The 26,999-nt window shown below is 64.1% G+C and carries 17 protein-coding genes; 11 read left to right on the top strand and 6 right to left on the bottom strand.

The window, feature by feature from the left end; genetic code table 11:
* Window position 1: 1 nt before the first annotated feature.
* The 8 genes from LB538_RS04730 to LB538_RS04695 all read left to right on the top strand — a co-directional run bounded on the left by LB538_RS04730 (window position 2) and on the right by LB538_RS04695 (window position 12,666).
* Complete coding sequence (locus tag LB538_RS04730; RefSeq protein WP_224515833.1) at window positions 2–1,330, top strand: FMN-binding glutamate synthase family protein; 1,329 nt, start codon at window positions 2–4, stop codon at window positions 1,328–1,330.
* A 37-nt stretch (window positions 1,331–1,367) separates the two neighbouring features.
* Window positions 1,368–2,675 (top strand): type III glutamate--ammonia ligase, encoded by a 1,308-nt coding sequence (gene glnT / locus LB538_RS04725; protein WP_140844229.1) that lies wholly within the window; start codon window positions 1,368–1,370, stop codon window positions 2,673–2,675.
* A gap of 92 nt (window positions 2,676–2,767) precedes the next feature.
* On the top strand, window positions 2,768–4,021 hold the full coding sequence (locus tag LB538_RS04720) for a sarcosine oxidase subunit beta family protein (protein WP_095768777.1): 1,254 nt from the start codon (window positions 2,768–2,770) through the stop codon (window positions 4,019–4,021).
* Window positions 4,022–4,088: 67 nt separating this feature from the next.
* On the top strand, window positions 4,089–4,364 hold the full coding sequence (locus LB538_RS04715) for a sarcosine oxidase subunit delta (RefSeq protein WP_224526640.1): 276 nt from the start codon (window positions 4,089–4,091) through the stop codon (window positions 4,362–4,364).
* The gene (locus tag LB538_RS04710; protein WP_224526644.1) at window positions 4,364–7,345 is read left to right on the top strand and encodes a sarcosine oxidase subunit alpha; all 2,982 of its coding nucleotides are present in this window, start codon (window positions 4,364–4,366) and stop codon (window positions 7,343–7,345) included. The genes LB538_RS04715 and LB538_RS04710 overlap by 1 nt, the downstream gene beginning before the upstream one ends.
* Complete coding sequence (locus LB538_RS04705; protein ID WP_224526647.1) at window positions 7,338–7,964, top strand: sarcosine oxidase subunit gamma; 627 nt, start codon at window positions 7,338–7,340, stop codon at window positions 7,962–7,964. Before LB538_RS04710 ends, LB538_RS04705 begins: the two co-directional genes overlap by 8 nt.
* A gap of 256 nt (window positions 7,965–8,220) precedes the next feature.
* Window positions 8,221–10,590 carry a DUF1989 domain-containing protein gene (locus tag LB538_RS04700; RefSeq protein WP_224526650.1) on the top strand — a complete coding sequence of 790 codons (2,370 nt, stop codon included), beginning with the start codon at window positions 8,221–8,223 and terminating at the stop codon, window positions 10,588–10,590.
* Between the two features lie 366 nt (window positions 10,591–10,956).
* Complete coding sequence (locus LB538_RS04695) at window positions 10,957–12,666, top strand: APC family permease (protein ID WP_224526654.1); 1,710 nt, start codon at window positions 10,957–10,959, stop codon at window positions 12,664–12,666.
* A 290-nt stretch (window positions 12,667–12,956) separates the two neighbouring features.
* Here LB538_RS04695 and LB538_RS04690 read toward each other — a convergent pair whose 3' ends face one another.
* The 4 genes from LB538_RS04690 to LB538_RS04675 all read right to left on the bottom strand — a co-directional run bounded on the left by LB538_RS04690 (window position 12,957) and on the right by LB538_RS04675 (window position 20,321).
* Window positions 12,957–16,109, bottom strand: coding sequence for an efflux RND transporter permease subunit (locus LB538_RS04690; RefSeq protein WP_224526657.1), 3,153 nt, complete (start codon window positions 16,107–16,109; stop codon window positions 12,957–12,959).
* A gap of 312 nt (window positions 16,110–16,421) precedes the next feature.
* Complete coding sequence (locus LB538_RS04685; protein WP_411908994.1) at window positions 16,422–17,555, bottom strand: efflux RND transporter periplasmic adaptor subunit; 1,134 nt, start codon at window positions 17,553–17,555, stop codon at window positions 16,422–16,424.
* An 83-nt stretch (window positions 17,556–17,638) separates the two neighbouring features.
* Window positions 17,639–18,244, bottom strand: a complete 606-nt coding sequence (locus LB538_RS04680; RefSeq protein WP_224526663.1) for a TetR family transcriptional regulator — start codon at window positions 18,242–18,244, stop codon at window positions 17,639–17,641.
* A gap of 436 nt (window positions 18,245–18,680) precedes the next feature.
* Window positions 18,681–20,321, bottom strand: a complete 1,641-nt coding sequence (locus LB538_RS04675; protein ID WP_224526666.1) for an acyl-CoA synthetase — start codon at window positions 20,319–20,321, stop codon at window positions 18,681–18,683.
* Between the two features lie 204 nt (window positions 20,322–20,525).
* Between LB538_RS04675 and LB538_RS04670 the strand changes: the two genes are divergently transcribed.
* The 3 genes from LB538_RS04670 (at window position 20,526) to LB538_RS04660 (ending at window position 24,924) form a co-directional block, all read left to right on the top strand.
* A complete protein-coding gene (locus tag LB538_RS04670) occupies window positions 20,526–21,491 on the top strand; it encodes a sugar-binding transcriptional regulator (protein ID WP_224526671.1) in 966 nt (321 codons plus the stop codon).
* A gap of 83 nt (window positions 21,492–21,574) precedes the next feature.
* Entirely contained in the window at window positions 21,575–23,629 is a 2,055-nt protein-coding gene (locus tag LB538_RS04665; RefSeq protein ID WP_224526673.1) for a bifunctional aldolase/short-chain dehydrogenase, read from the top strand.
* A 224-nt stretch (window positions 23,630–23,853) separates the two neighbouring features.
* A complete protein-coding gene (locus tag LB538_RS04660) occupies window positions 23,854–24,924 on the top strand; it encodes a D-alanine--D-alanine ligase family protein (protein ID WP_224560486.1) in 1,071 nt (356 codons plus the stop codon).
* A 146-nt stretch (window positions 24,925–25,070) separates the two neighbouring features.
* On the opposite strand, the gene LB538_RS04655 is transcribed toward LB538_RS04660, so the two are convergent.
* Together LB538_RS04655 and LB538_RS04650 are read right to left on the bottom strand one after the other, a co-directional pair.
* Window positions 25,071–25,256 (bottom strand): hypothetical protein, encoded by a 186-nt coding sequence (locus LB538_RS04655; RefSeq protein WP_224527884.1) that lies wholly within the window; start codon window positions 25,254–25,256, stop codon window positions 25,071–25,073.
* Between the two features lie 134 nt (window positions 25,257–25,390).
* Complete coding sequence (locus LB538_RS04650; protein WP_224527882.1) at window positions 25,391–26,896, bottom strand: winged helix-turn-helix domain-containing tetratricopeptide repeat protein; 1,506 nt, start codon at window positions 26,894–26,896, stop codon at window positions 25,391–25,393.
* Between the last annotated feature and the right edge of the window lie 103 nt (window positions 26,897–26,999).

Raw genomic sequence — 26,999 nt, 5'->3', positions numbered from 1 at the left:
GATGACCTACCGCAACCCGCCGACGACGCCGCGCAAATCCGCGACCTTCGACGATTACACGCTTTCCGAAATCCGCCGCGCGGCCGCGACCGGCATCTATGACATCCGCGGCGCCGGCGCCAAGCGCAAGCTGCCGCATTTCGACGACCTGCTGTTCCTCGGCGCCTCGATCTCGCGCTATCCGCTCGAAGGCTATCGCGAGCGCTGCGACACCTCGGTGGTGCTCGGCTCGCGCCACGCCAGGAAGCCGATCGAGCTGAAGATCCCGATCACAATCGCCGGCATGAGTTTTGGATCGCTCTCCGGCCCGGCCAAGGAGGCGCTCGGACGCGGCGCCACGCTTTCCGGCACCTCGACCACCACCGGTGACGGCGGCATGACCGAGGAAGAACGCGGCCATTCCAAGACGCTGGTCTACCAGTACCTGCCCTCGCGCTACGGCATGAACCCGCGCGACCTGCGCCGCGCCGACGCCATCGAAGTGGTCGTCGGCCAGGGCGCCAAGCCGGGCGGCGGCGGCATGCTGCTCGGACAGAAGATCTCCGACCGCGTCGCCGAGATGCGCACGCTGCCCAAGGGCATCGACCAGCGCTCGGCTTCGCGCCATCCCGACTGGACCGGACCGGACGATCTCGAGATCAAGATCCTCGAGCTGCGCGAGATCACCGACTGGGAAAAGCCGATCTACGTCAAGGTCGGCGGGGCCCGGCCCTACTATGACACCGCGCTCGCGGTGAAGGCCGGCGCCGATGTCGTCGTGGTCGACGGCATGCAGGGCGGCACCGCTGCCACCCAGGAAGTGTTTATCGAGAATGTCGGCCAGCCGACGCTTGCCTGCATCCGGCCGGCGGTGCAGGCGCTGCAGGACCTCGGCATGCATCGCAAGGTGCAGCTCATCGTCTCGGGCGGCATCCGCAACGGCGCCGATGTCGCCAAGGCGCTGGCGCTGGGCGTCGACGCCGTCTCGATCGGCACGGCGGCGCTGGTCGCGCTAGGCGACAACGATCCACGCTGGGAGGCGGACTACAACGCGCTCGGCACCACGGCCGGCGCCTATGACGACTGGCACGAAGGGCGCGACCCGGCGGGCATCACCACGCAGGATCCCGAATTGATGAAGCGGGTCGACCCGATCGCGGCCGGGCGACGGCTCGCGAACTACCTCAAGGTGATGACGCTCGAAGCGCAGACCATCGCACGCGCCTGCGGCAAGAACAGCCTGCACAATCTCGAGCCCGAGGATCTCGTAGCGCTCTCGATCGAAGCTGCCGCCATGGCCGGCGTGCCTTTGGCCGGCACCAGCTGGATACCTGGGAAGAACGGCTTCTAGGACAAACTTCCAAGACACATAAGCGAGGAACTACATAATGGGGAACGATCTCGCCGCATTCGCCAAGGAGAACGGCGTCAAATATTTCATGATCTCCTACACCGACCTGTTCAGCGGGCAGCGTGCCAAGCTGGTGCCGGCGCAGGCGATCGCCGACATGCAGAAGGACGGTGCAGGATTTGCCGGCTTCGCGACATGGCTTGACCTGACGCCGGCGCATCCGGACATGCTGGCGGTGCCGGATCCGGCTTCGGTCATCCAATTGCCGTGGAAGAAGGACGTCGCCTGGGTAGCCGCCAACTGCATCATGGACGACAAGGAGGTGAATCAGGCACCGCGCAACACGCTGAAGCGGCTGATCGACGAAGCCGCCCGCGACGGCATGCATGTCAAGACCGGCGTCGAGGCCGAGTTCTTCCTGATCTCGCCCGATGGCAAGGCGATCTCCGACGAATACGATACAGCCTCGAAACCCTGCTACGACCAGCAGGCGGTGATGCGGCGCTACGACGTCATCGCCGAGATCTGCGACCATATGCTGGCGTTGGGCTGGGGCCCGTACCAGAACGACCACGAGGACGCCAACGGTCAGTTCGAGATGAACTGGACCTTCGATCACGCGCTGGCGACCGCCGACAAGCACTCCTTCTTCAAATTCATGGTCAAGTCGATCGCCGAAAAGCATGGCCTGCGCGCGACGTTCATGCCCAAGCCCTTCCAGGGCCTGACCGGCAATGGCTGCCATGCGCATATCTCGGTGTGGGACGAGACCGGCAAGACCAATGTCTTTGCCGACAATTCGGAAGAGCTCGGCCTGTCCGCCAAGGGCAGGAACTTCCTCGGCGGCATCATGAAGCATGCCTCGGCGCTTGCCGCGATCACCAATCCGACCGTCAATTCCTACAAGCGCATCAACGCGCCGCGCACCATTTCGGGCGCGACCTGGGCACCGAACACGGTGACCTGGACCGGCAACAACCGCACGCATATGGTGCGCGTACCGGGACCCGGCCGCTTCGAATTGCGCCTGCCGGACGGCGCCGCCAATCCCTATCTGCTGCAAGCGGTCATCATCGCCGCCGGCCTCGACGGCATCCGCTCGAAGGCCGATCCCGGCAAGCGCTACGACATCGACATGTACCAGCTCGGCCACACGGTGACGGATGCGCCGAAACTGCCGCTCAACCTGCTCGACGCGCTGCGCGAGTTCGATAGGGACAAATCGCTCAAGGCGGCGCTGGGTGAGGAATTCTCGTCGGCATATCTAAAGCTGAAGCAGCAGGAATGGAATTCCTATGCTTCGCACTTCACGCAGTGGGAGCGCGACCACACGCTGGATATCTGACCGTCCCGTAGTGGAGCATGATGTCGTCCGAAAACCGCTTCACACTTTTCGGCATCATGCTCTAGCGGTGCGAGCGACCTCGGAATGAACTGATGAAATATTCGATCTTCTCGCTCGCCCGCGCCGCCCTCTCCGGCCACAAGAACTGGCAGCCGACCTGGCGCGATGCTGCGCCCAAGGACCGCTATGACGTGATCATCATCGGCGGCGGCGGCCACGGGCTCGCCACCGCCTGGTTTCTCGCCAGCGAGTTCGGTATCCGCAATGTCGCGGTGCTGGAAAAAGGGTGGATCGGCTCCGGCAATGCCGGCCGCAACACCACCATCATCCGCTCCAATTACGGCCTTCCCGGCAACACCGGCTTCTACGAATTGTCGATGAAGCTGTGGGAGCGGATGGAGCAGGACCTCAACTATAACGCGATGGTCAGCCAGCGCGGCGTGCTCAACCTCTATCACTCCGACGCGCAGCGCGATGCTTTCGCCCGGCGCGGCAACACCATGCGCATCAACGGCATCGACGCCGAGCTGCTCGACCAGGCGGCGCTGCGCAAAATGCTGCCGTTCCTGAATTTCGACAATGCGCGTTTCCCCGTGCAAGGCGGACTGCTGCAACGCCGCGGTGGAACCGCACGACACGACGCCGTGGTCTGGGGCTACGCGCATGCGGCGAGCGAACTCGGCGTCGACATCATCCAGAATTGCGAGGTTACCGGCTTCACGCGCGACGCCAACGGCAAGGTGACCGGCGTCGAGACATCGCGCGGCAAGATCGGCGCCGGCAAGGTCGGCATGGCAGTGGCCGGCTCCTCGTCACGGGTCGCGGCTATGGCAGGTCTTCGCCTGCCGATCGAAAGCCATGTGCTGCAGGCCTTCGTCTCCGAAGCGATCAAGCCGCTGATCCCCGGGGTCATGACCTTCGGCGCCGGACACTTCTATGTCAGCCAGTCGGACAAGGGCGGGCTGGTCTTCGGCGGCGATATCGACGGCTACAATTCCTATGCCCAGCGCGGCAATCTGCCGGTCGTGGAGGATGTCTGCGAGGGCGGTATGGCGCTGATCCCGATGATCGGCCGCGTGCGGCTTTTGCGCCAGTGGGGCGGCATCATGGACATGTCGATGGACGGCTCGCCGATCATCGACAAGAGCCCGGTCGACGGCCTCTACATCAATGCCGGCTGGTGCTATGGCGGCTTCAAGGCGACGCCCGGCTCCGGTTTCGTCTTCGCCCATCTCATCGCCCGCGATCAATCGCACAAGGAAGCCGCGCTTTTCCGCCTCGACCGCTTCCAGCGCGGCGCCATGATCGACGAGAAGGGCCAGGGCGCCCAACCGAACCTGCATTAGGGATAGAGCATGATGTTATCCAAAAACCGCTTCACATTTTTTGGCATCATGCATTGAAGACTCAGCCATGCGCATAGTCTGTCCCTTCTGCGGCGAACGCGAACTCGGCGAGTTCACCTATCTCGGCGACGCCAAGCCGCAACGGCCGGCGGCCGATGCCGGCGAGGACGCGGTCTACGACTACGTCTATCTGCGCGACAACATTGCCGGCCCGATGAGCGAGCACTGGTACCATGGCGGCGGCTGCCGGACCTGGCTGAAGGTCACCCGCAACACGCTGACGCATGAGATTTCGGCCGTCGAGCCGGCGGCGGGCGCAGGCGCCGCCAAGGTTGGTGTGTGATGCGCGGCGATCAGGCAAACCGGCTGAACAATGGCGGTCTCATCGACCGCTCGACCGCGCTCAACTTCCGCTTCGACGGCAAGACCCTCTTCGGCTTCAAGGGCGATACGCTGGCTTCCGCGCTGGTCGCCAATGGCGTCAAGCTCGTCGGCCGCTCGTTCAAATATCATCGCCCGCGCGGCATCCTGACGGCCGGCTCGGAAGAGCCGAACGCGCTGGTCGAATTGCGCAGCGGCGCAAGGCGCGAGCCGAACACCAAGGCGACGACCGCCGAGCTCTATGAAGGGCTCGAAGCCGCCAGCCAAAACCGCTGGCCGTCACTCAATTTCGACGTGATGTCGGTCAACCAGCTGTTCGCGCCGATCTTCGTCGCCGGCTTCTACTACAAGACCTTCATGTGGCCGGCGAAGTTCTGGGAAGCGATCTACGAGCCGGCAATTCGGCGCGCCGCGGGCCTTGGCCGCGCTGCCCAGGTTTCCGATCCCGACCATTATGACAAGGCCTGGGCGCATTGCGATGTGGTGATCGCGGGTTCCGGCCCGGCAGGTCTGGCGGCGGCTCTTGCCGCCGCGCGCTGCGGCGCGCGCGTCATCCTGTGCGAGGAGGATTTCGTCCTCGGCGGGCGCCTGCTCGCCGACGGCGGCATGATCGACGGATTGCCGGCCGCCGAATGGGTTGCGCGCGCGGTTGCCGAGCTGACGGCGATGCCGGATGTGCGCATCATGACGCGCGCGACTTTGTTCGGTGTCTATGACGGCGGCACCTATAGCGCGATCGAGCGTGTCAACGACCACCTGCCGGTGCCGCCCGAGCATCAGGTGCGCCAGCGGCTATGGCGGATCGTGGCCAAGCGCTGCGTCGTCGCGGCCGGCGCAATCGAACGCCCGATCGTCTTTGCCGACAACGACACGCCGGGCGTGATGATGGCGTCGGCCATGCGCAGCTACATCAACCGCTACGCGGCCACGCCGGCGAGACGCATCGCGCTGTTCACCAACAATGAGGATGGCTGGCGCACAGCGGAAACGGCAATCGCGTCGGGTCTTCAAGTGGCCGCCGTGATCGACGCGCGGCCGGACATTTCGCCGGCCCACCGCTCGCTGGCCAGCAAAGGCGGCTTTCCGGTACTGCACGGCGCTGTCGCCGGCGTCGACGGCGGCAAGGGTGGCGTGCGCAAGATTTCCGTCTCGCTGGCCGGCGGCGCGCGCGCCGAGGTCGAGGCGGACGGGCTCGCCGTCTCTGGCGGCTGGAACCCCGCGGTCGGCCTCACCTCCTACCATCGCGGCAGGCCGAAATGGCGCGACGACATCGCAGCCTTCGTGCCGGATCGCGCACCGCCCGGCATGCTCGCGGCAGGCGCAGCCAACGGCGCGTTCGGACTTGGCGCCTGTCTGCGCGAAGGGTTTGAAGCCGGTGCTGCCGCAGCACGCGACGCCGGCCGCAGCGGCAATATCGGATCGATGCCGGTCGCCGACGACGAGGCCTTTTCGATCACTCCGCTCTGGCATGTCGCCGGCAAGGGCAAGGCCTTCGTCGACCAGCAGCACGACGTCACCGCTTCCGATGTCGAGCTGGCGCAGCGCGAGGGTTTTCAATCAGTCGAGCATCTGAAGCGCTACACGACGCTCGGCATGGCAACCGACCAGGGCAAGACCTCGAATGTCGCCGGCCTCGCCATCATGGCGGCGGTCAGCGGCAAGTCGATCCCCGAGACCGGCACGACGATCTATCGGCCGCCTTACGTGCCGGTCGCCATCGGCGCTTTCGCCGGCCACCATCGCGACGAGAATTTCCATGCGACGCGGCTGACGCCCTCGCATCACTGGGCGGCCGAACAGGGCGCCGTCTTCGTCGACACCGGGCTGTGGAAGCGCGCGCAGTGGTATCCGCGCGCCGGCGAGAAGGACTGGCTGGAATCGGTCACCCGCGAGGTCAAGGCGGTGCGCAGCGGCGTCGGCTTCTGCGATGTCTCGACACTCGGCAAGATCGACGTGCACGGGCCTGATGCCGGCGCCTTCCTTGACCGCGTCTACATCAACGCCTTCTCCAGCCTTGCCGTGGGCAAGGCGCGTTACGGGCTGATGCTGCGCGAAGACGGCATTGTCTATGATGACGGCACGACCTCGCGGCTGGCCGAGGACCATTACTTCCTCACCACTACGACGGCGAAGGCCGGACTGGTGATGCAGCACCTGGAATTCTGCCGCCAGGTGCTGTTCCCCGAGCTCGACGTGCAGCTGACCTCCGTTTCGGATCAGTGGGCGCAGTTCTCGATCGCCGGACCTAAGACCCGCGATCTCTTGAAAGAGATCGTCGATCCGGCCGAGGACCTGTCGAACGAAGGTTTCCCGTTCATGGGCGCGCGCGAGGTCAGGCTGCGCGGCGGCCTGAAGGCAAGGCTGTTCCGCATCTCCTTCTCCGGCGAGATGGCGTTCGAGATTTCGGTGCCGGCGCGCTACGGCGAAGCGCTGGTGCGCAATCTGATGGTTGCCGGCGAGCCGTTCGGCGTCACGCCTTACGGCACCGAGGCGCTCGGCGTGATGCGCATCGAAAAAGGCCATGTCGCCGGGCCGGAACTCAACGGCACCACCACGGCGGGCGATCTCGGCCTCGGCAAGATGATGTCGACCAAGAAGGATTTCATCGGCCGCGTCATGGCCGGCCGCGAGGCGCTGGTCGCGCCGAACCGGCAGGTGGTCGTCGGCATCAAGCCGACCGACAAGGCGCGCCGCCTGCGCTCCGGCGCGCACATCATTCCAAAGGGCGAGACCCCCGGCCCCGACAACGACCAGGGCTATGTCACCTCGGTCTGTTTCTCGCCGGTGCTCGACCAATGGATCGGGCTGGGCCTGGTCGAGCGCGGCCGCGAACGCATCGGCGAGATCGTGCGGGCGCATGATCCGCTGCGCGGCGAGGACTACGATGTCGAGCTCTGCAATTCCGTCTTCTACGATCCGGATGGAGGGCGCCAGCGTGGCTGAGTTTTCCTGGGACGTCCGCAGCCCGCTCGACCGCGCGCTGATTGCCGGCCCCTATGGCGCGCAAGGCGACGCCGGCGTGGCGCTGACGGAGATCCGCAATTTCGATCTCGTCCAGGTGATGGCGCGGCGCGGCAAGGCCGGCGAGATGGCGAAGGCCGCGCAGGCGCGCTTCGGCATGGCGGCGCCGGAAACGCCAAAGGCGGTCGCTGCGGCCGATGCGACGCTGATCTGGTCGGGACCGGACCAATTCCTGATGCTGTCCAGAGGCGGCAAGCATACGATCGAGGCGCTTGCGCCGGCCTTCGTCGGTTCGGCCTCGCTTTCCGACCAATCGCATGCGCGGGTGCTGATCAGCGTCTCCGGCGACAAGGCGCGCACGATGCTCGCCAAGCTGTCTTCGATCGACCTGCACCCCGATGTTTTCGGCGTGGGCGCGGCGGCCGCGACGTCGATGGATCACACCAGTGTCACGCTGTGGCGCGGCAAGGATCTGGCGGATGGACAGGCGGTGTTCAACCTGCTGGTGTTCGCGACTTTTGCGGAGAGCCTGTGGCACACTATTCTGGACTCGGCCGCGGAATATGGCGTGACGGTCGGCCATTCCGAGGAACTGGCGTAGCGCAGCACCACCCCTTCTCCCCTTGTGGGAGAAGGTGTCGCCGAAGGCGACGGATGAGGGGTGCTCCAGGGAAAGCCAGCGTCTCACTCCGCTGGAACACCCCTCATCCGTCTCGGCGCTATCGCGCCGATCCACCTTCTCCCACAAGGGGAGAAGGGAAGTCCCGCCTTGCCAAACGCATTCCCCCTGCTATTCTCTCGGCGAAAATAATTTTACACACAGGCAAACTTGTTTCTCGCTCGGAGGAGGGTTTTAGATGAGCCAGTCGCCCTACCCCGCCGTCCTGTCCGGGCCGCCCAAGCCGAGCCTGATCCTTAGGCCCGGCCAGATCAGCCTGCCGCCGGGGATGGAGCGCTATACCGTCCAGGGCAATGGCGCGGCGCTGATCGACGTCGAGGCCGGCGACAGCGTCAGCGTGAGCAATGTCGAGGGCGGCCAACCCTGCGAGCTGCTGGCCTGGGACAAATCAGGCGCGACGGATCCCGGCATTTTCGGCGAACGGTCGAACAGCAACGCCGCCGGCATCAAGGCGCTGCTCGCCGAAGGCGACGACAGCCTCTCGGCGCTGCGTCTCAGCCTCGAGCGGCGGCAGGTGCAACTCGACCAGCCGAAAGGCGTGCGCGTTTTCGGCGGCGCCACGCCTGCCGGCACCGAGCAGAGCTTTGCCATCCAGCGCGACGGCGCGCTGCTGATCGCGGCGCCTGGCGGGCCGATGCTGGTCGACGGACACAACACTGCGACGCCGCTGACCGTCCTGGTGCGGCGCGCCACGATCCGCCTGAAGAACAGGTCGCAGCTTCCCGATCCGCTTGCCGATCCGGTGCTTGATCTCCGGGTGAAGTCGGCGACCGCCGAGGCCTATTTCGTCAACGCCGGCGACTATCTGCAGATCATCGATGTCGATGGCCGGCAATGCACCGACTTGCAGTGTTTTTCCGCGCGCAAGCTGGACAAGGGGCGCGACCTGCCGCTCGACGTGACGACGACCCGCACGCTGATGGGTTCGGCCTATCCGATGCCCGGCTTGCATTCGAAATATTACGACCAGGACATGGAGCCGCTGGTCGAGGTGGTGCAGGATACATGCGGCCGGCACGACGCCTTCGCGCTTGCCTGCGCCGCCAAATATTACGACGACATCGGCTATCCCGGACACACCAACTGCTCGGAGAATTTCAACAAGGCGCTGTCGGACAAGGGCGTGACGCCCCGCGCCGGCTGGATGGCGATCAATTTCTTCTTCAACACGGCGATCGACGCGCATGGCGTGATGGTGTCGGACGAGCCGTGGTCGCGACCTGGCGACTATGTGCTCTTGCGCGCCCTGACCGACATCGTCTGCGTCTCCTCGGCCTGCCCGGACGACACCACGCCCGCCAATGGCTGGGATCTCACCGACATCCATGTGCGCGCCTATTCAGGCCAGCACAAATTCTCGCGAGCGATCGCCAGACGCATGAAGCCCGACTCGGAACCGAAGATGACCCGCGAGACAGCCTTTCATTCGAGCTTTGCCAAGCACACGCGCGACTTCGTCGAATACAGGGGTTATTGGCTCGCCAATTCCTTCGCCAAGGAAGGCCCCATCGCCGAATACTGGGCCTGCCGGCAGACCGCGGTGATCATGGACCTGTCGCCGCTGCGCAAGTTCGAGGTCACCGGCCCGGATGCCGAAGCGCTGCTGCAATACACGCTGACCCGCGACGTCAAGAAGCTCGGCGTCGGCCAGGTCGTCTACACGGCGATGTGCTACGAGCATGGCGGCATGATCGACGACGGGACGTTGCTCAGGCTCGGCAAGGATAATTTCCGCTGGGTCGGCGGCGACGATCTTTCCGGCGAATGGCTGCGCGAGACGGCGAAAAAACTCGGCCTCAACGTGCTGGTGCGCTCCTCCACCGACCAGATGCACAACATCGCCGTCCAAGGGCCGAAGAGCCGCGACATATTGAAGGAAGTGGTCTGGACCTCGCCCGTGCAGCCATCGATCGGCGAGCTCGAATGGTTCCGCTTCGCCGTCGCGCGCATTGGCGGCGGCAATGGCGTGCCCGTCGTCGTCTCACGCACCGGCTACACCGGCGAACTCGGTTACGAGATCTGGTGCCATCCGCGCGACGCCGAAAAAGTGTTCGACGCCGTCTGGGAGGCCGGCCAGCCGCACGGGCTGAAGCCGATGGGCCTGCAGGCGCTCGATATGGTGCGCATCGAGGCGGGACTGATCTTCGCCGGTTACGAATTCTCCGACCAGACCGATCCGTTCGAAGCCGGCATCGGCTTCACCGTACCGCTCAAGACCAAGGCCGACGACTTCATCGGCCGCGATGCGCTGATCCGGCGCAAGGAGCATCCGCAACACAAGCTCGTCGGCCTCGACATCCATGCCAATATCGCCGTCGGCCACGGCGACTGCGTCCATGTCGGCCGCGCCCAGATCGGCGTCGTCACCTCCGGCATGCGCTCGCCGGTGCTCGGCAAGACCATCGCGCTGGCACGGCTCGACGTCACTCACGCCGAGATCGGCACGGAGGTCGAGATCGGCAAGCTCGACGGCCACGCCAAGCGGCTGCCGGCGCGTGTCGTGGGCTTCGCCCATTACGATCCGCAGAAGACCAGGCCGCGTTCCTGATAGCGGCAACCCTTGCCTTCTTCCGTTGTGGGAGTAGGTGGCCGAGCGAAGTTCGGTCGGATGAGGGGTGTTCCAGAAGACACTAGCCGCTCATTTCGCTGGAACATCCCTCATCCGTCTCGGCGCTACGCGCCGATTCACCTTCTCCCACAAAGGGGAGAAGGAAAGAGCATGTTTCGCAAGCGCGATGTGCATGACATCCACAAAACGCTTGACGCGAAAGCGCGTCGGATCAATCTTCACTCTTAAGAAAAAAATACGACTGAGTGGAAACACGACAGGCCGACGTCGATTTGCCGGGGAGCAAGCTTCGCAAGAGCCGAAGCATCGCTGGCGGGGAACAACAAAAAGGGGAAGACACAAGATATGAGCACGATAAGCACGGCCCTCGAGCAGCCTGTCGAAAGCAAGCTGCTCAGGCATATCGACTGGCGTGGCGCCTTCTGGGTGGCAAGCGGTGTTCCAGCGCTGGTCCTGTTCTCGATCGGCGGCATCGCCGGCACGACCGGAACACTGGCCTTCCTGATCTGGACGGTATCCATGATCATGGGTTTCCTGCAATCCTTCACCTATGCCGAGATCGCCGGCCTGTTCCCGAACAAATCCGGCGGTGCCTCGATCTACGGCGCCACGGCATGGCTGCGCTATTCCAAGTTCATCGCGCCGCTATCGGTGTGGTGCAACTGGTTCGCCTGGTCGCCGGTGCTGTCGCTCGGCTGCTCGATCGCCGCCGCCTACATCCTCAATGCGCTGGCGCCGATCCCGGCCTTCACCGAGACATCGCCGGAAGTCGTCGCCTACATCGCCGCGCATGCCGGAACGGCGCCCGCCGACGCCATCGCCGCGGTGGCGGCTGCCGCCACGCCCGCGATCCGCACCTGGTCGCTGTTCAGCCATACGCTGGGTCCAGTGTCCTTCACCTTCAACGCCACCTTCTTCATCGGCGCGGTGCTGATGCTGATCATCTTCGCGATCCAGCATCGCGGCATCCTCGGCACGGCCAATGTGCAGAAATATATCGGCCTGCTGGTCATCATCCCGATGCTGATCGTCGGCGTCGTGCCGATCTTCACCGGCCAGATCGACTGGGCGAACTTCTCGCCGCTGGTGCCGTTGGCGGCCGCCTACGCGCCCGATCCGGGTTCATGGAACATCGCCGGCTGGACGCTGGTGCTGGGCGGCATGTTCATCGCGGCATGGTCGACCTACGGCTTCGAGACGGCCGTCTGCTACACGTCGGAGTTCAAGAACCCCGGCACCGACACGTTCAAGGCGATCTTCTATTCCGGCCTGCTCTGCATGCTGCTGTTCATCCTGGTGCCCTTCACCTTCCAGGGCGTGCTCGGCCTGAACGGCATGCTGGCGACGCCGATCGTCGACGGCTCGGGCGTCGCCGACGCGCTGGCCGGCATGGTCGGCGGCGGCAAGATCATCCACAGCCTGCTGGTCATGCTGATGATCCTGGCCCTGGTGCTCTGCATCATGACGGCGATGGCCGGCTCCTCGCGCACGCTCTACCAGGGTTCGGTCGACGGCTGGCTGCCGCGCTATCTCAGCCACGTCAACGAGCATGGCGCGCCGACGCGGGCGATGTGGACCGACCTCTGCTTCAACCTGATCGTGCTGGCCATCGCCTCGGCCGACGCGACGAGCTTCTTCTTCATCCTCGCCGTGTCGAATTGCGGCTACATCATCTTCAACTTCCTCAACCTCAACGCCGGCTGGATCCATCGCATCGACAATGGCCACATCAACCGCCCCTGGAAGGCGCCGACCTGGCTGCTCGGCATCGGCGCGATCTTCGCCTATGTGAACGCCATCTTCATGGGCGCCGGCGCCAAGGTGTGGAACCCGATGGCGCTGTGGGCCGGCCTGATCACCGCTGCCTTGATCATCCCGGTGTTCTGCTTCCGCCACTACGTCCAGGACAAGGGCAAGTTCCCCGAACACATGCTGGCAGACCTCGGCATGGCGGGAGCCGACCTCTCGGTCAAGAAAGCGGGCATGCTGCCTTACCTGACGCTGATTGCCGGCGTGGTGGTGATGCTGATCGCCAACTGGGTGTTCGTCATCTGACGCGGCAGCCTTGAAAACAGACGGGCGCGCCTCGGCGCGCCCTTCTTTTTTGCCGATCCCCCCGTCCCGGCATCAGCCGGCATTTCGGACCGCCTCGCTTACAAAGAGCCGATTTTCTGGACGCTTCAGGCCGAGATTCTCGCGCAACGTCGAACCTTTATGACGTTGCTGAGAAAGAATTCTGTTTTGCGGAAGCCTTGCCACAGCACATTTTTCCGCCCCGCGGACCTTGACGCGGGTCATCCGCCACCGGCTTTCGCCGATGGCGGATGATCCAAGGTTGCCACCTTTTATTCCGCAGCCAAGGCCAGCTGCGGTCTTTCGATGCCTTCGACGTTCTCCGGCTCGTGCGCCTGCTCGTCGGTCTTGGCCTTCTTCGGCGCGCGGCCGAAGAACAGGGCGTAGCCGGCCGGCAGCACCAGGATGGTGAGCACGGTGGCGACGAGGATGCCGCCCATCATGGCGTAGGCCAGCGGCCCCCAGAAAACGCCGCGCGAGATCGGGATCAGCGCCAGGACCGCGGTCAGCGCCGTCAGCATGATCGGCCGGAAGCGGCGCACGGCTGCACCCACGATCGCTTCCGATCGCTCCATGCCGGCGGCGATATCCTGGTCTATCTGATCGACCAGGATGATCGAGTTGCGCATGATGATGCCGAGCAGCGCGATGACGCCGAGGATGGCGACGAAGCCGAACGGCGCGCCGCTGATCAGCAGCGCCGCTGCGGCGCCGATGATGCCGAGCGGTCCCGTGGCCAGCACCAGCATCGACTTGCCGAAATGCTGCAGCTGGACCATCAGCAGCACGACGATGACGGCGAGCATGATCGGCGCCTTGGCTGCGATCGAGGCCTGGCTTTCGGCCGAGTCCTCGGCGCCGCCCTGGATCTCGACGTTGTAGCCGGGTGCGAGACCGGCGCGCAGATCCTTCATGTCGTTGTATATCTTGGTGACGACGTCGTTGGACTGCACGCCGTCCGGTAGCGTGGCGCGCACGCTGATCGTCGGCAGGCGGTCGCGCCGCCATTCGACGCCCTGCTCCATCACCGGCACGACCTTGGCCACTTGCGAGAGCGGCACCGATCCGCCGAAGTCGGTCGGGATATAGACCGAGTCGACCGAAGAGAGCAGGTGACGGGTTGCCTCCGGCTCGCGGGCGACGATCGAGACCGTCTCCTCGCCGTCGCGGAAGTCGTCTAGCGGCGCGCCGGACATGGTGGCCTGCAGCATCTGGCGGATGCGCTGCGAGGTGACCCCGAGGGCGCGGGCACGATCCTGGTCGATCACCAGCTTCATCGCCGGCACCGGTTCCAGCCAGTCGTCATGGATGGCGCCGAGCAGCGGATTGGCCTGGAACCTCGCTTTCACCTCGTCGGCGATACGGCGCACCTCCTTGCGTTCCGGGCCCATGACGCGCATCTGCACCGGCCAGCCGGTCGGCGGACCGAGGAAGAGGCGGTCGACCTTGCCGCGGATCGAGGGGAAGTCCTGCGCCAGGATCTTGCGCATCTTGACGATCAGCCGCTCGCGCGCCGGCTCGTCCTTGGCCATCACCAGGAGTTGGGCGAAGTTCGGGTTACGGAGCTGCTGATCGAGCGGCAGGAAGAAGCGCGGCGCGCCTTCGCCGATATAGGTGGCGATGAAGCGCTTGTCCGGATCGTCCGCCATCTTGCCCTCAAACGACTTGGCCTGGTTTTCGACATCCTTGATCGAGGTGCCTTCCGGCAGCCACAGGTCGACCAGGATTTCCGGGCGCGAGGATTGCGGAAAGAAGTTCTGCGGGATGAACTGGAAGGCCCACAGGCTGGTGGCAAAAGTAACCAGCGTCATCACCAAAACGATGATGCGGTGGCGCACGGCCCAGGTGACCGTCGCGCGCAGCCGGCGATAGAAGCCGGTATCGAAGACATCGTGATGAGTGCCGGCATGCTTGCGCTGCTTGAGGATCATGTAGCCCAGCCACGGCGTGAAATAGACCGCGACGAACCACGACACGACCAGCGCGATGCCGACGACATAGAATAGCGTGCGCACATATTCGCCGGCGGTAGAGGCGGCGAAGCCGACCGGGATGAAGCCGGCCGTGGTGATCAGCGTGCCGGTCAGCATCGGGAAAGCGGTCGAGGTGTAGGCGAAGCTCGCCGCCTCGATCTTGACCAGCCCCTCCTCCAGCTTTCGCTCCATCATCTCGACGACGATCATGGCGTCGTCAACCAAAAGGCCGAGCGCAATGATGAGCGCGCCGAGCGAAATGCGCTGCAGGTCGATGCCGATCTCGTACATGATGGCGAAGGTGGCGGCCAAGACGAGCGGGATGGCGATGGCGATCACCAGGCCCGAGCGCCAACCGATCGACAGCAGCGAGACTGCAAGCACGATGAGCAGCGCCTCGCCGAGCGCCTCCATGAACTCGCTCACCGCGTCCTTGACGACCTGGGGCTGGTCGGAGATCTGATCGACCGACACGCCATAGGGCAGCCCTGCCTCGAAACGCTGATAGGTCGCCTCGACATCCTTGCCGACATCCCTGACGTTAAAACCCTTGGCCATGACGACGCCGAGCTGGACGCTCTGATGGCCGTTGAAGAGGTATTTGTTGTCGTAAGGATCCTGGAGGCCGGAAGAGACCGTGGCGATGTCGCCGAGGCGCGTCACCTGGTTGCCCGAACGCAGCCTGAGCTCGCGGATATCCGCGGCCTTGGTGACATCGCCCTCGACCGAGATGCGCACCGAGCGCAGGCCGGTGTCGACCGAGCCCGCCGGATCGACGGCGTTCTGGCCTTTCACGGCGTTTTGCAGGTCAAGGATGGTCAGGCCGCGCTCGGCCAGCGCCTTGGACGAGACATCGATATAGATCTTCTCAGGCTGGTCGCCGATGATGACGGCCTTCTCGACGCCCGGCGTCGTCAACAGCATGTCGCGCGCCTGGATGGCGAACTTCTTCAGCTCCGGATAAGTGAAGCCGTCACCGCTGATCGAATGCAGCGTGATGAAGGTGTCGCCGAACTCGTCGTTGAAATAGGGGCCGAGCAGCCCCTGGGGCAATTCATTGGAGATGTCGCCGACCTTCTTGCGCACCTGGTAGAAGGCGTCCTTCACTTCCTCGGTGTTGGTGTCGCCCTTGACCTGCAAGGTGATGATGGCACTGCCGGCGCGGGTGTAGGAACGCACGAAATCGAGATGCGGCGTTTCCTGCAGTTTGCGCTCGATCTTGTTGACGACCTGATCCTCCATGTCCTGGATCGAGGCGCCGGGCCAGATCGCCTGCACCACCATGACGCGGAAGGTGAAGTCGGGGTCTTCCTTCTGGCCCATGCGCATCAGGCCGAGCGCGCCGGCAAGGATGATCAGCCCGAACAGGAAGCGCGCGATGCTTGGATGTCCGATCGCCCAACGCGAAAGATTGAAGGGCCGTTTTTCAGTGCTGCTGTCGCTGGTGGTCATGGCACACGTCCAGTCCAATTGATCGGCAAGGCACGCTCGCTTGGCATGCCGCTTCCAGTTCGGTGGGCTTCCGGGCGGCGAGACCCCTCAAGCGGAGAGAGCTCGCAAATCGCGCTCGACGCGGCACTGCTGCGGGGGAGCCAACATGCCGGCATCTCACGATCGGGGCGTTCGCCGCCCGGAACCCATGCTTTCCCCGGCCCGCGGCGCAAGCAGCGAGAGCGGGAAAGGCGTTCGTTACGCCTGACTTCAGATTCTAGTTCGATGCATGTCGTTGTCCCAAAACCGCTTCGCACTTTTGGGCGACAAGCATCAGTGCAGGCTGCTGGTGGTCGCGACGTCGTCCTCCGCCGAGGCGGATTGCTGGGCGTCGCTTGCAAGCTTGACCTTCAGGTTCTCGGTCATGAACTGTGTGCCGGCCGCCACCACGACGTCGCCCTGTTTGAGGCCGTCCGCCACGGCGACACCGTCGGCAGTGAAGTTGGCGACCTTGATCGGGCGCGGATGGACTGTTTCGGAGGCGCGGTCGACCGTCCAGACGATCTGCTTGCCATCCTTCTCGGTCATCGCGGTGAGCGGGATCGACACGAGCTGCGCCTTGCTGCCGACGGTTGCCTCGACATTGGCCGTCATGCCGAGCAGCACGCGCGGATCGTTGGGCAGCGAAACCCGGACAGCGAAGGTACGTGACTGCGGATCGGCGCTGCCGGCGACCTCGCGGACCCTGCCGTCAAGCGTCAGCCCTTCGTCCGACCAGAAGCTTGCCTTGACTTCCTTGCCGGGCTTGAACCCTGCAATATCCATCTCCGGCACGGCGATCGAAACTTCCTTCTCGCCGTCCACCGCGACCGTCATGACCGGCGTGCCGGCGCCGACCACCTGGCCGACATCGGCGGAGATGGCGGTGACGATGCCGGCCTGGCTGGCCTTGAGATCGGTGTAATGGACCTGGTTCTGCGCCTGGGCCAGCGTCGAGCGGGCGGCATCGCGCGTCGCCACGGCCTGGTCGTAGGTCAGCCGCGCCTGATCGAGCTGCGACTTCGGCGCGAAGTTCTTGGCATAGAGCTGCTCGGCGCGCTTCCTGGCGAGATCGACTGTTTCGACCTGGCGTTCGGCGGCGTCCAGGCTGGCCTGCGCGCTCTTCACCGACAGCTCGTAGTCGGACGGGTCGACGCGGGCGAGCACATCGCCCTCATTCACATGCTGGCCGATATCGACCAGACGCTCGGTGACCTTGCCGGCGATGCGAAAGCCGAGATTCATCTCGATGCGGGCGCGCACCGAACCGGAATAGTCGAGCTGGCGAGTGGTCCGCGCCTCGCCGATCTCGATCACCTTGACCGGCCGGACGACTTCCTGAACGACCTCGGCCTTTTCCTGGCTGCAGCCGGCAAGGGCAAGCGCGGCGACGACGATGCCGATGGCGGGAAGGCCGGCGGCCGGCAGCCTGCGGAGGATGGAACTGGGCAAAGACACTTTAGCACTCCCGAACTGGAGATGATTTGCCGACCGCACGCGGCGGACGGCTTCTATTTCAAGGCTCTGATGGCGTAGTCGATAAGTTCGTCGGGCATTGCCCGGTTGGTCTTGGCAAGGCACTGCGCCACCATCTGCGGGTGGCACAGAATGACGGTGGCGGCGCCGAAGCAGCGCGCGGCGGTTTCAGGATCCTGCTGCCTGAACTCGCCTGCCTCGATGCCCTCGCGGATCACCTCGGCGAACAGGTCGTGGATACTGTTGACATGCTTGTCGATGACGGACCAGTCGCGCTCCAGCGCGACGATAACCATCTCATGCACCTTCTGCTCGTCCAGCATGGTCTCGAGCGTCATCTTGTACTGGGCATGGATGTAGCGGCGCAGCCGCTCCTCGGCGCTGACCGGGAGATGCATGATCTCGTAGGCCATGTTGTAGCTGGCGCCGAGCATGCGGCCGCAGACGGCCTGGTGGATTTCGACCTTGGAGGCAAAGAAGCGGTAGATGTTGGCGGGCGACATGCCGAGCTCGCGAGCGATGTCGGCAACATTGGTCTTACCGTAGCCATAATGGCGGAACAGCCGCTCGGCGCAGTCGAGAATGCGGGTCACATTCTCCTGTCTGGCGGGGTCTGCCACGATGTTGGCGGCTTCTGACATAGCGCTTTCGGTTTGATGAGTGACGAATTTCAATTTTCATCAGTCGTAAAACGAAAGCGGCGAGGAGTCAACGCGAAATCGACGTACGCGTATAATTTGGTGACAGATGGTGACAGGAGGGAGATCGGTGGCTGGCGACTCCGACAATTTTCGCCGGCACCTGTGAGGTCGTCATCCTAGGGTGGAGCAGTCGCGAAGCGACGTCGCGGAAACCCTAGGATCCATTCCGTGACCATGCGGCCGTGCTCCAACGGGTCGAGAATAGGCGTCAGCGATTGTTAGGCGGATATCAGCGTAACTTCTTGATCCGGCTTCGTTCTTCGACTGATGTCACGGAATGGATCCTCGGGTCTGCGCGCGTCGCTACGCTCCTTGCTTCGCCCGTGGATGACGACCGCAGGGGCCAAATGCTAGTTGCCAACGCTGGGGGCTGCGCTCACACCCCCTTCGCCATCTCCCGCAGCCTGAACTTCTGGATCTTCCCCGTCGAGGTCTTCGGGATTTCGGCAAACACCACCGCCTTCGGCACCTTGAAGCGCGCCAGCAGCCCTCGGCAGTGCTCGATGATCTCGGCCTCGGTCGCGGTCTTGCCGGGCTTCAGCTCGACATAGGCGACCGGGACCTCGCCCCATTTGTCGTCCGCGCGGGCAACCACACCGCACGAGGCAACCGACGGATGCCTGTAGAGAGCGTCCTCGACCTCGATGGACGAGATGTTCTCGCCGCCCGAGATGATGATGTCCTTCGAGCGGTCCTTCAACTGGATATAGCCGTCCGGATGCATGACGCCGAGATCGCCGGAATGGAACCAGCCGCCGGCGAAGGCCTCGTCGGTGGCCTTGCGGTTCTTCAGATAGCCCTTCATGACGATGTTGCCGCGGAACATGACCTCGCCGATGGTCTCGCCGTCGGCCGGCGTCTCCATCATCGTCCCGGGATCCATCACCGTCAGACCTTCGAGCGCGGCATAGCGCACACCCTGGCGTGCCTTCTTCTGCGTCCTCGGTCCCTTCTCCAGCGCGTCCCACTCATAGTGCCACTCGTTGACGACCGCCGGGCCGTAGGTCTCGGTCAGGCCGTAGAGATGGGTGACGGCAAAGCCGGCATCGGCCATGCCGGACAGCACGGCCTCCGGCGGGGGCGCTGCGGCGGTGTTGAAGGTGACGGTCTGCGCGAACTGCCGCTTGTCCTCGTCCTTCGCGTTGATCAGCACCGACATGACGATCGGGGCGCCGCACAGATGGGTGACGCCGTGGTCGGCGATGGCGTCGTATATCGGCTTTGCCCGCACCCAGCGTAGGCAGACATGGGTGCCGGCCTGCACGGCCAAAGTCCAGGGGAAGCACCAGCCGTTGCAATGGAACATCGGCAGCGTCCAGAGATAAACCGCGTGCTTGGCCATGCCGGCATGGATGGTGTTGGTGTAGGCCATCAGCGCCGCGCCGCGATGGTGATAGACGACGCCCTTCGGATTGCCCGTGGTGCCGGAGGTGTAGTTGAGCGAGATGGCGTCCCACTCGTCATCGGGCATCGACCAGACAAAGGTCTCGTCGCCGGCGGCGACGAACTCCTCGTAATCAGCTGAGCCGATCCGTTCGCCCTTCGGATAGGGTGCGTCGGCGGCATAGTCCGGATCGTCATAGTCGATGACCAATGGCTTCACCTTGGCCAAGGCGAGCGCGTCTTTGACGACGCCCGAGAACTCGCGGTCGACGATCAGCACCTTGCTGTCGGCATGGTCGAGCTGGAACGCGATGACGGCGGCGTCGAGGCGGGTGTTCAGCGAATGCAGCACCGCCTTCACCATCGGCACGCCGAAATGGGCTTCCAGCATCGGCGGCGTGTTGGACAACATCACCGTCACCGTATCGCCCTTGGCGAGGCCGTGCTTCGCGAGCGCTGAGGCAAGCTTCAGCGACCGGCGCCAGAAATCGCGATAGGTGATGCGCTGGTTGCCATGAATGATGGCGATGTGGTCGGGATAGGTCTTGGCCGCGCGCTCAAGATAGGTGAGCGGCGTCAGCGGCTGGTGGTTGGCAGCGTTCCTGTCGAGATCCTGTTCGTAAGGATTGGCCATCCCGTTCTCCCCGATGTTCTTTTCGAGCTTTCTAACCTTAGGCCGGCCGTCACGCTATCCCCCTTCCACGGCTGAAAATGCTATGCTGCGCCGGCTTGGTGGAACGGCAATCCGGATTGGGCCGCGCCGCGAGACGATCGCAGCTCGCGCAGGCAAATTTGACTTTTGTCGAGAGCCGTGACTAATGTCAGCCGAGGAGGCGGCATGGCTATCAGACCGGCAGAACAGCTCATCCACAAGGCCGCCTGGCTTTACTATGCGCATGGCCTGCGTCAGGACGAAGTGGCGAGCCAGCTCAACATTTCTCGCGCCTCGGTCGCCATGTATCTGCGCAAGGCGCGCGAGACCGGCATCGTCAACATCTCGACCTCGACCCAGCTCTTCACCGACGACGTCATGGCGCGACGGCTGGAAGATGCGTTCGATCTCGACGCCGTCTGGATCGCGCCGGAAAATGCCTACCTCGCCGATCCCTCGGCCGATATCGCCGTGCTGGCAGCGAGCGTCTTTCTCGAGCTGGTGAAGAAAGGCGACCGCATCGGCGTCGCCTGGGGCCGCACGGTCTACACCATCGCCGACATCATGTCCTATGCCGATCTGCAGGACGTCACCGTGGTGCAGCTCTGCGGCAATCTCGGCGCGCCCTATTCCTACCGGCCCGACCAGTGCACGATGGAGATCGCGCGACGGCTGAATGCCAAGGGCCTCAACTTCTACGCGCCGCTGGTTCTGTCGACGGAAGGCCTGGCGCAAGGTTTGCGTGCCGAGCCGGTGATCCGCGACCAGCTGGCCGGCATCGCCGATTGCGATCTGGCGCTCTATTCCGTCGGCGCGGTTGACGCCGACAGCCATCTGGTGAAATGCGGCGCGCTGTCGGCGGCCGAGATGGAGACGTTGCGGCGCCAGGGTGCGGCCGGCGTCATCGCCGGACAGATCATCGACGCCATGGGCGAAGTGCTCGACTGCAGCTACAATAGGCGCGTCATCTCCGCCGAGCTCGCCTCGCTGCGCGCCATCGAGAAGCGGCTGATGGTGGTGCAGGAAGACACCAAGTTCGAGCCGCTGCTTGCGGCCATCGCCGGCGGGCTGTGCACGCATCTGGTGGTCGGCGCGCATATGGCCGAGCGCCTGCTTCAGCACGCCGGCGCGGCAACGAAAAAGGCCTCGTAGAAAACCACCCTCGCCGCTTCTGTCATCACGACGTCGCGGCCTTCTGTTCATGAACAAGAAAAGACGGAATCGGACGGATCGACATGCAGAACCTTTGGAATGACGCCGACGCGGAAAAGATGGTTGCCGACTATGCCAGGAAGGGCGTCGGCCGCGACCTTGCGCTGCGCGTCTACACGACCCGACTTCTCGGCGGCGAGCCGCGCCTGGTGCTGCATGGCGGCGGCAACACCTCCTGCAAGACCAAAGCCACCGATCTCGTCGGCGACGAATGGGACGTGCTCTGCGTCAAGGGCAGCGGCTGGGACATGGCGGTCATCGAGCCGCAAGGCCTGCCGGCGGTGAAAATGGGCGCGCTGCTCAAGGCGCGCTCCCTGGACAAGCTCTCCGACGAGGACATGGTGGCGCTGCAGCGCTCCAACCTCATCGATCCGTCCTCGCCCAACCCGTCGGTCGAAACGCTGCTTCATGCCTTCCTGCCGCACAAGTTCGTCGACCACACGCATTCGACAGCGATCCTCGCCATCGTAGACCAGGAAGACAGCAAGGCATTGGTGAAAAAGGTGTTCGGCGACAAGATGGGTTACGTGCCCTACATCAAGCCGGGCTTCGACCTCGCCAAGGCTGCGGCGGAAATCTTCGACGCCGATCCCAGCGTCGAAGGCCTTATTCTCGACAAGCACGGCATCTTCACCTTCGGCGACGACGCCAGGCAGGCCTATGGCCGCATGATCCACTATGTGACTGTGGCCGAGGATTATGTGGCCAAGAACGGCAAGCCGCAGACGGCCAAGGCAGCATTGCCGGCAAAGCTTGCCAAGCCCAGCGACATCGCGCCGACGCTGCGCGGCGCCGTTGCCGTGGCGCGCGGCGAAGGCCGCTTCGACCGCATGATCAGCGACTTCCGCACCTCGGACGCGATCGTCGACTTCATCAATTCCGCCAAGATCGCCGAGCTGGCCGGGCGCGGCGTTTCGACGCCGGACCTGTCGATCCGCATCAAGACCGGACCGATGGCGGTACCGGCGCCCGACATGGACAAGCTCGGCGACTACAAGGCCGTCGTCCGCAGCCATGTCGATGCCTTCGTCAAGGAATACACCGCCTATTTCGAGACCAATGACGCGCTGGACAATGTCAAGCGCACCATGCTCGACCCGATGCCGCGCCTGACTCTGGTGCCGGGCCTCGGCATGTTCGGCCATGGCCGCACGCTAAAGGATGCCAAGATCGCGTCGGATGTCGGCGAGATGTGGATCGAGGCGGTGCGCGGCGCGGAAGCGATCGGCAATTTCCATCCACTCTCCAAGGCCGACCTCTTCCCGCTCGAATACTGGTCTCTCGAGCAGGCCAAGCTCGCTTCGAACAAGCCGAAGCCGCTGACCGGCCAGGTGGTGCTGATCACCGGCGGCGCCGGCGCCATCGGCGCCGCGACGGCAAAACTGTTCGCGGCCAATGGCGCGCATGCCGTGATCGTCGATCTCGACCCAGCCAAGGCAGCGGAAGCGGCGAAGGCGGCCGGCAACAACTCGATCGGCGTCGGCGCCGACATCACCAAGCCGGCCGAGATGCGCGCCGCCTTCGACAAGGCAGTCTCGGTCTATGGCGGCCTCGACATCCTGGTCTCGAATGCCGGCAATGCCTGGGAAGGCCGCATCGGCGAACTCGACGACGCCACTTTGCGCAAAAGCTTCGAGCTCAATTTCTTCGCCCACCAGTCGGCGGCGCAGAATGCGGTGCGCATCATGCTGGAACAGGGTACGGGCGGCGTGCTGCTGTTCAACACCTCCAAGCAGGCGATCAATCCCGGCCCGAAATTCGGCGCCTACGGCATCCCGAAAGCCGCGACATTGTTCCTGTCGCGGCAGTATGCGCTTGACTACGGCGCCTATGGCATCCGCTCCAACGCGGTCAACGCCGACCGCATCCGTTCGGGTCTCTTGACCGACGCGATGATCGCCAGCCGTTCCGGCGCGCGCGGCGTGTCCGAAAAAGAATACATGTCCGGCAATCTGCTGGGACAGGAAGTGACGGCCGACGACGTGGCGCAGGCCTTCCTGCACCAGGCGCTGGCCGAGCGCACCACAGCGGATGTGACGACGGTGGACGGCGGCAACATCGCGGCGGCACTGCGCTGAACATGTGGGCATGCGTTGGAGCGTTCTTCGTTTCGTGAAAACGAAGAACGCTCCATCGTCCCTGTTTTGACGCCGTTCCGAACTGAAGGCCTTCCGCGCTTCTGCTGAAGAACTGCTCGAACCCGTCAAAATCCACACCAATCCTTCGCGTATTGCTCAACCAGTTTAAGGGGTGCCTCGTGTTTCGCATGCGGCTCCAACCTTGATCATTGGTGGAGCTCCAGATGGCGGCGAAAAGACTTCGCATTGGCGTGCTCTTTGGCGGGCGCTCCGCCGAGCATGAAGTGTCGCTGCTTTCAGCAACCAACGTCATGGCTGCCTTAAACCCGGCGAAATACGATGCCGTGCCGATCTTCGTCACCCGCGAAGGGCAATGGCTGCTGAGCCGCGTCGAGGGCGTCGCGCTGGCGACGCCCTCGACCGGCACGCAACTCTGCCTGGTGCCGGGCGGCCATGGACGGGTGCTGGCGATCCCTGCCGGCGGTGTGCCCCACGACCTGCCTCCCATCGATATGCTGTTTCCGGTCCTGCACGGCCTGCATGGCGAGGACGGCGCGGTGCAGGGCGTGGCCGAGGTGGCACGCGTGCCGCTCGCCGGCTGCGGCATCCTCGGCTCCGCCACGGCGCTCGACAAGGACATCGCCAAGCGGCTGCTGAAGGCGGCCGGACTTCCTGTGGCGCGCTCGGTGACGATCAATGAAGATGCCGCGCCTCCGCTCGCCGAACTGGAAGACCAGCTCGGCCTGCCGCTGTTCATCAAGCCGGCGCGGCAGGGCTCGTCGGTCGGCGTCGCGAAGGTCAATGCCAGCCAGGAATTCGACCACGCGCTGGCGGAAGCATTCCAACATGACCGCAAGCTGCTGGCGGAGGAATTCGTGCGTGGCCGAGAGATCGAATACAGCGTGCTGGAGAGCCCCGCGGGCGAACTCTTCGTCTCACGGCCGGGCGAGATCGTGCCTGCGGAGAGCCACGGTTTCTACAACTACAACGCCAAATATATCGACGAGAATGGCGCGGCCTTGATCGTGCCAGCCGAGCTGCCGCAGGAGGTCGAGGATGCCATGCGCGATGCGGCTGCAAGGGCGTTCAGGGCGCTCGGTTGCGACGGCATGGCCCGCGTCGACTTTTTCCTGATGCCGGACATGCATTTCCTGATCAACGAGCTCAACACGATTCCCGGCTTCACCAACATCAGCATGTATGCCAAGGCTATGGCGGCGAGCGGCGTCAGCTATCCGGAGGTCATCGACCGTCTGGTGACGCATGGGCTGGCGCGCGCCGGCCGGACGGGCTGAGTGCAAGACGTGGCTCCAGCCTTCCTTCAGGCGCCGCCCGAGCGTAAGACCGGCGGTGTCCACCGGCTACAACATCACGGCGTCGTTTGGTGCGCCAAACCTGCCCGAAGCACCGGCACGCGTCAGGAGAAAATTATATTTGCGATCTAAGCGATGGGTGTTTTTGGGTAGCGCCCGTATGTAGCCTGCAGGCACTTTTGATAAAGACGGAATATTTCGTCTTGCGTCATTCCTCTGACATCTGAACTGGTCGAAAAGATAAATTTCGCCAGATCGAGAGCTACGCGCTCATGTGTCCCGACACCTGTTTCGACGATGGTTGCCTCGGCCATTGATTCTCTCCGCCTTAAGTTTGGTCAACATAGTCAAACACGGGACATAGTTACAAGAGAAGGCTTGAGAACGCTCGAAATGCAGTACTGGCTGTCAGCATTCTCTACCGCAACATTCAGCAATCATGCCGGTTTCACTCGGGAAGGCCGGCCTTGCGGAAGCCGTCGACAAAATGCCTGAGTGTCGCATCGTCGCGAAAGGGCTCCGTCTCGACCCAGCGCTGCGTGGAGAAATGCGGATTGCCGACGAGGAACAGCGCGACCTCGGTGCGCGCCTCGTCGAGACGGCCGAGCTGCGCCAGGCTTGCCGCCAGAAAGCGGCGCGAACTCGTGCGGTAAGTCTCGTCGCGACGCAGCGTCTCGACGGCGGCCTCATAGTCACGGGCCGCATACTGTGCCTGGCCGAGCGTCAGATAATACCAGCTCGGCGGAAAGGGGTTGAGCCGGAAGGCCTTGCGGATGTGCTCCAGGCCCTCGCTTATCCGCCCGCCCAGCACGTCGATATCGGACAATGTCGCCCAAATGTCGGCTTCGTTCGGATCGAGCTCGATCGCCTTGGCGAATTCCGCCTCGGACCGTTCGAAATCGCGTTCATAGGCAAGCAGGTTCGCCAGAACCCAGCGGCAACCGGCGTCGTTGGGATCGATCGCCACAGCCTTGCGCGCCAGTTCCAGGGCCGTGCTGCGGGCGGGCTCGAACGGCTCGCCCCAATGCACCCAGCCCATCCAATGGTTCATGGCGAGCCAGCGATAGGCCTCCGCGTAATCCGGGTCGAGCGAGACCGCGCGCGTCAGCATCAGATGCGCTTCGCGCGCCATTTGCGGCGACTCGTCGAACAGTTTTCGCGCCCGCACGACGAGATCATAGGCTTCGAGACTCTTCGGCCGGTTGCGCTCCGGCAGCGCGCGCAGCCGCCCGAGCAGCGCCTCGACGATCTTGGCCGTCGCCTCGTCCTGAACGGCGAAAATGTCCTCAAGACTGCGATCGAAACGTTCCGCCCAGAGATGCTCGCCGCTCAGCGCGTCGATCAGCTGGGCATTGATGCGCACCCGCCCCGCGGCGCGCCTGGCGCTGCCTTCCAGCAGGTAGCGCACGCCGAGCTCCCCGGCGATGGCGCGCACATCCATGGCCTTGCGCTTGTAGGCAAAGACCGAGTTGCGCGCGATGACAAAGAGGCCCGGTATCCGGGAGAGATCGGTGATCAGGTCTTCGGTCAGGCCGTCGGCGAAAGAGTCCTGCTCGGGATCGCTGCTCAGATTGGCGAAGGGCAGCACGGCGATCGACGGCTTGTCGGGCAGCGGCAAGGGTTTGCGTGGGGCATCGGGCCGTTCGACGATGCCGGTGAAGCGGTAGCCGACGCGCGGCACCGTGGCGATCCATTCACCGCCACCGGTCGCCGGACCAAGCAGCTTCCTGAGCTGCGCGATCTGGACGGTGAGATTGCCTTCCTCGACTGCCATGCCAGGCCAGGCCGCATCCATCAGCTCGGCCTTGGCCAGGATTTCGCCCGGACGCGCGACGAGCGCCTCCAGCAGCTTCAGCCCGCGATGGCTGGCGGCGACGGGAACATCGCCCCGGAGCAGCGTTCCCGCGCCTGGATCAAGCACGAACGGTCCGAAAGCAAAGCGCGATCCCTGCATGGGGCGATCTATAGAGCAATTCCAGGAAAAGTGTGAAGCGGTTTTCACTCCGGAATTGCGTAAAAACAAAGGGATAGAGCGGTTCGCCGTTTCCGTGAAACGG

The organism is Mesorhizobium sp. Ca11 (assembly GCF_020165275.1).
Taxonomy (GTDB): Bacteria; Pseudomonadota; Alphaproteobacteria; order Rhizobiales; family Rhizobiaceae; genus Mesorhizobium.
The sequence above is the reverse complement of the archived record's forward strand: the minus strand, read 5'-3'. Positions and strand labels throughout refer to the sequence as shown.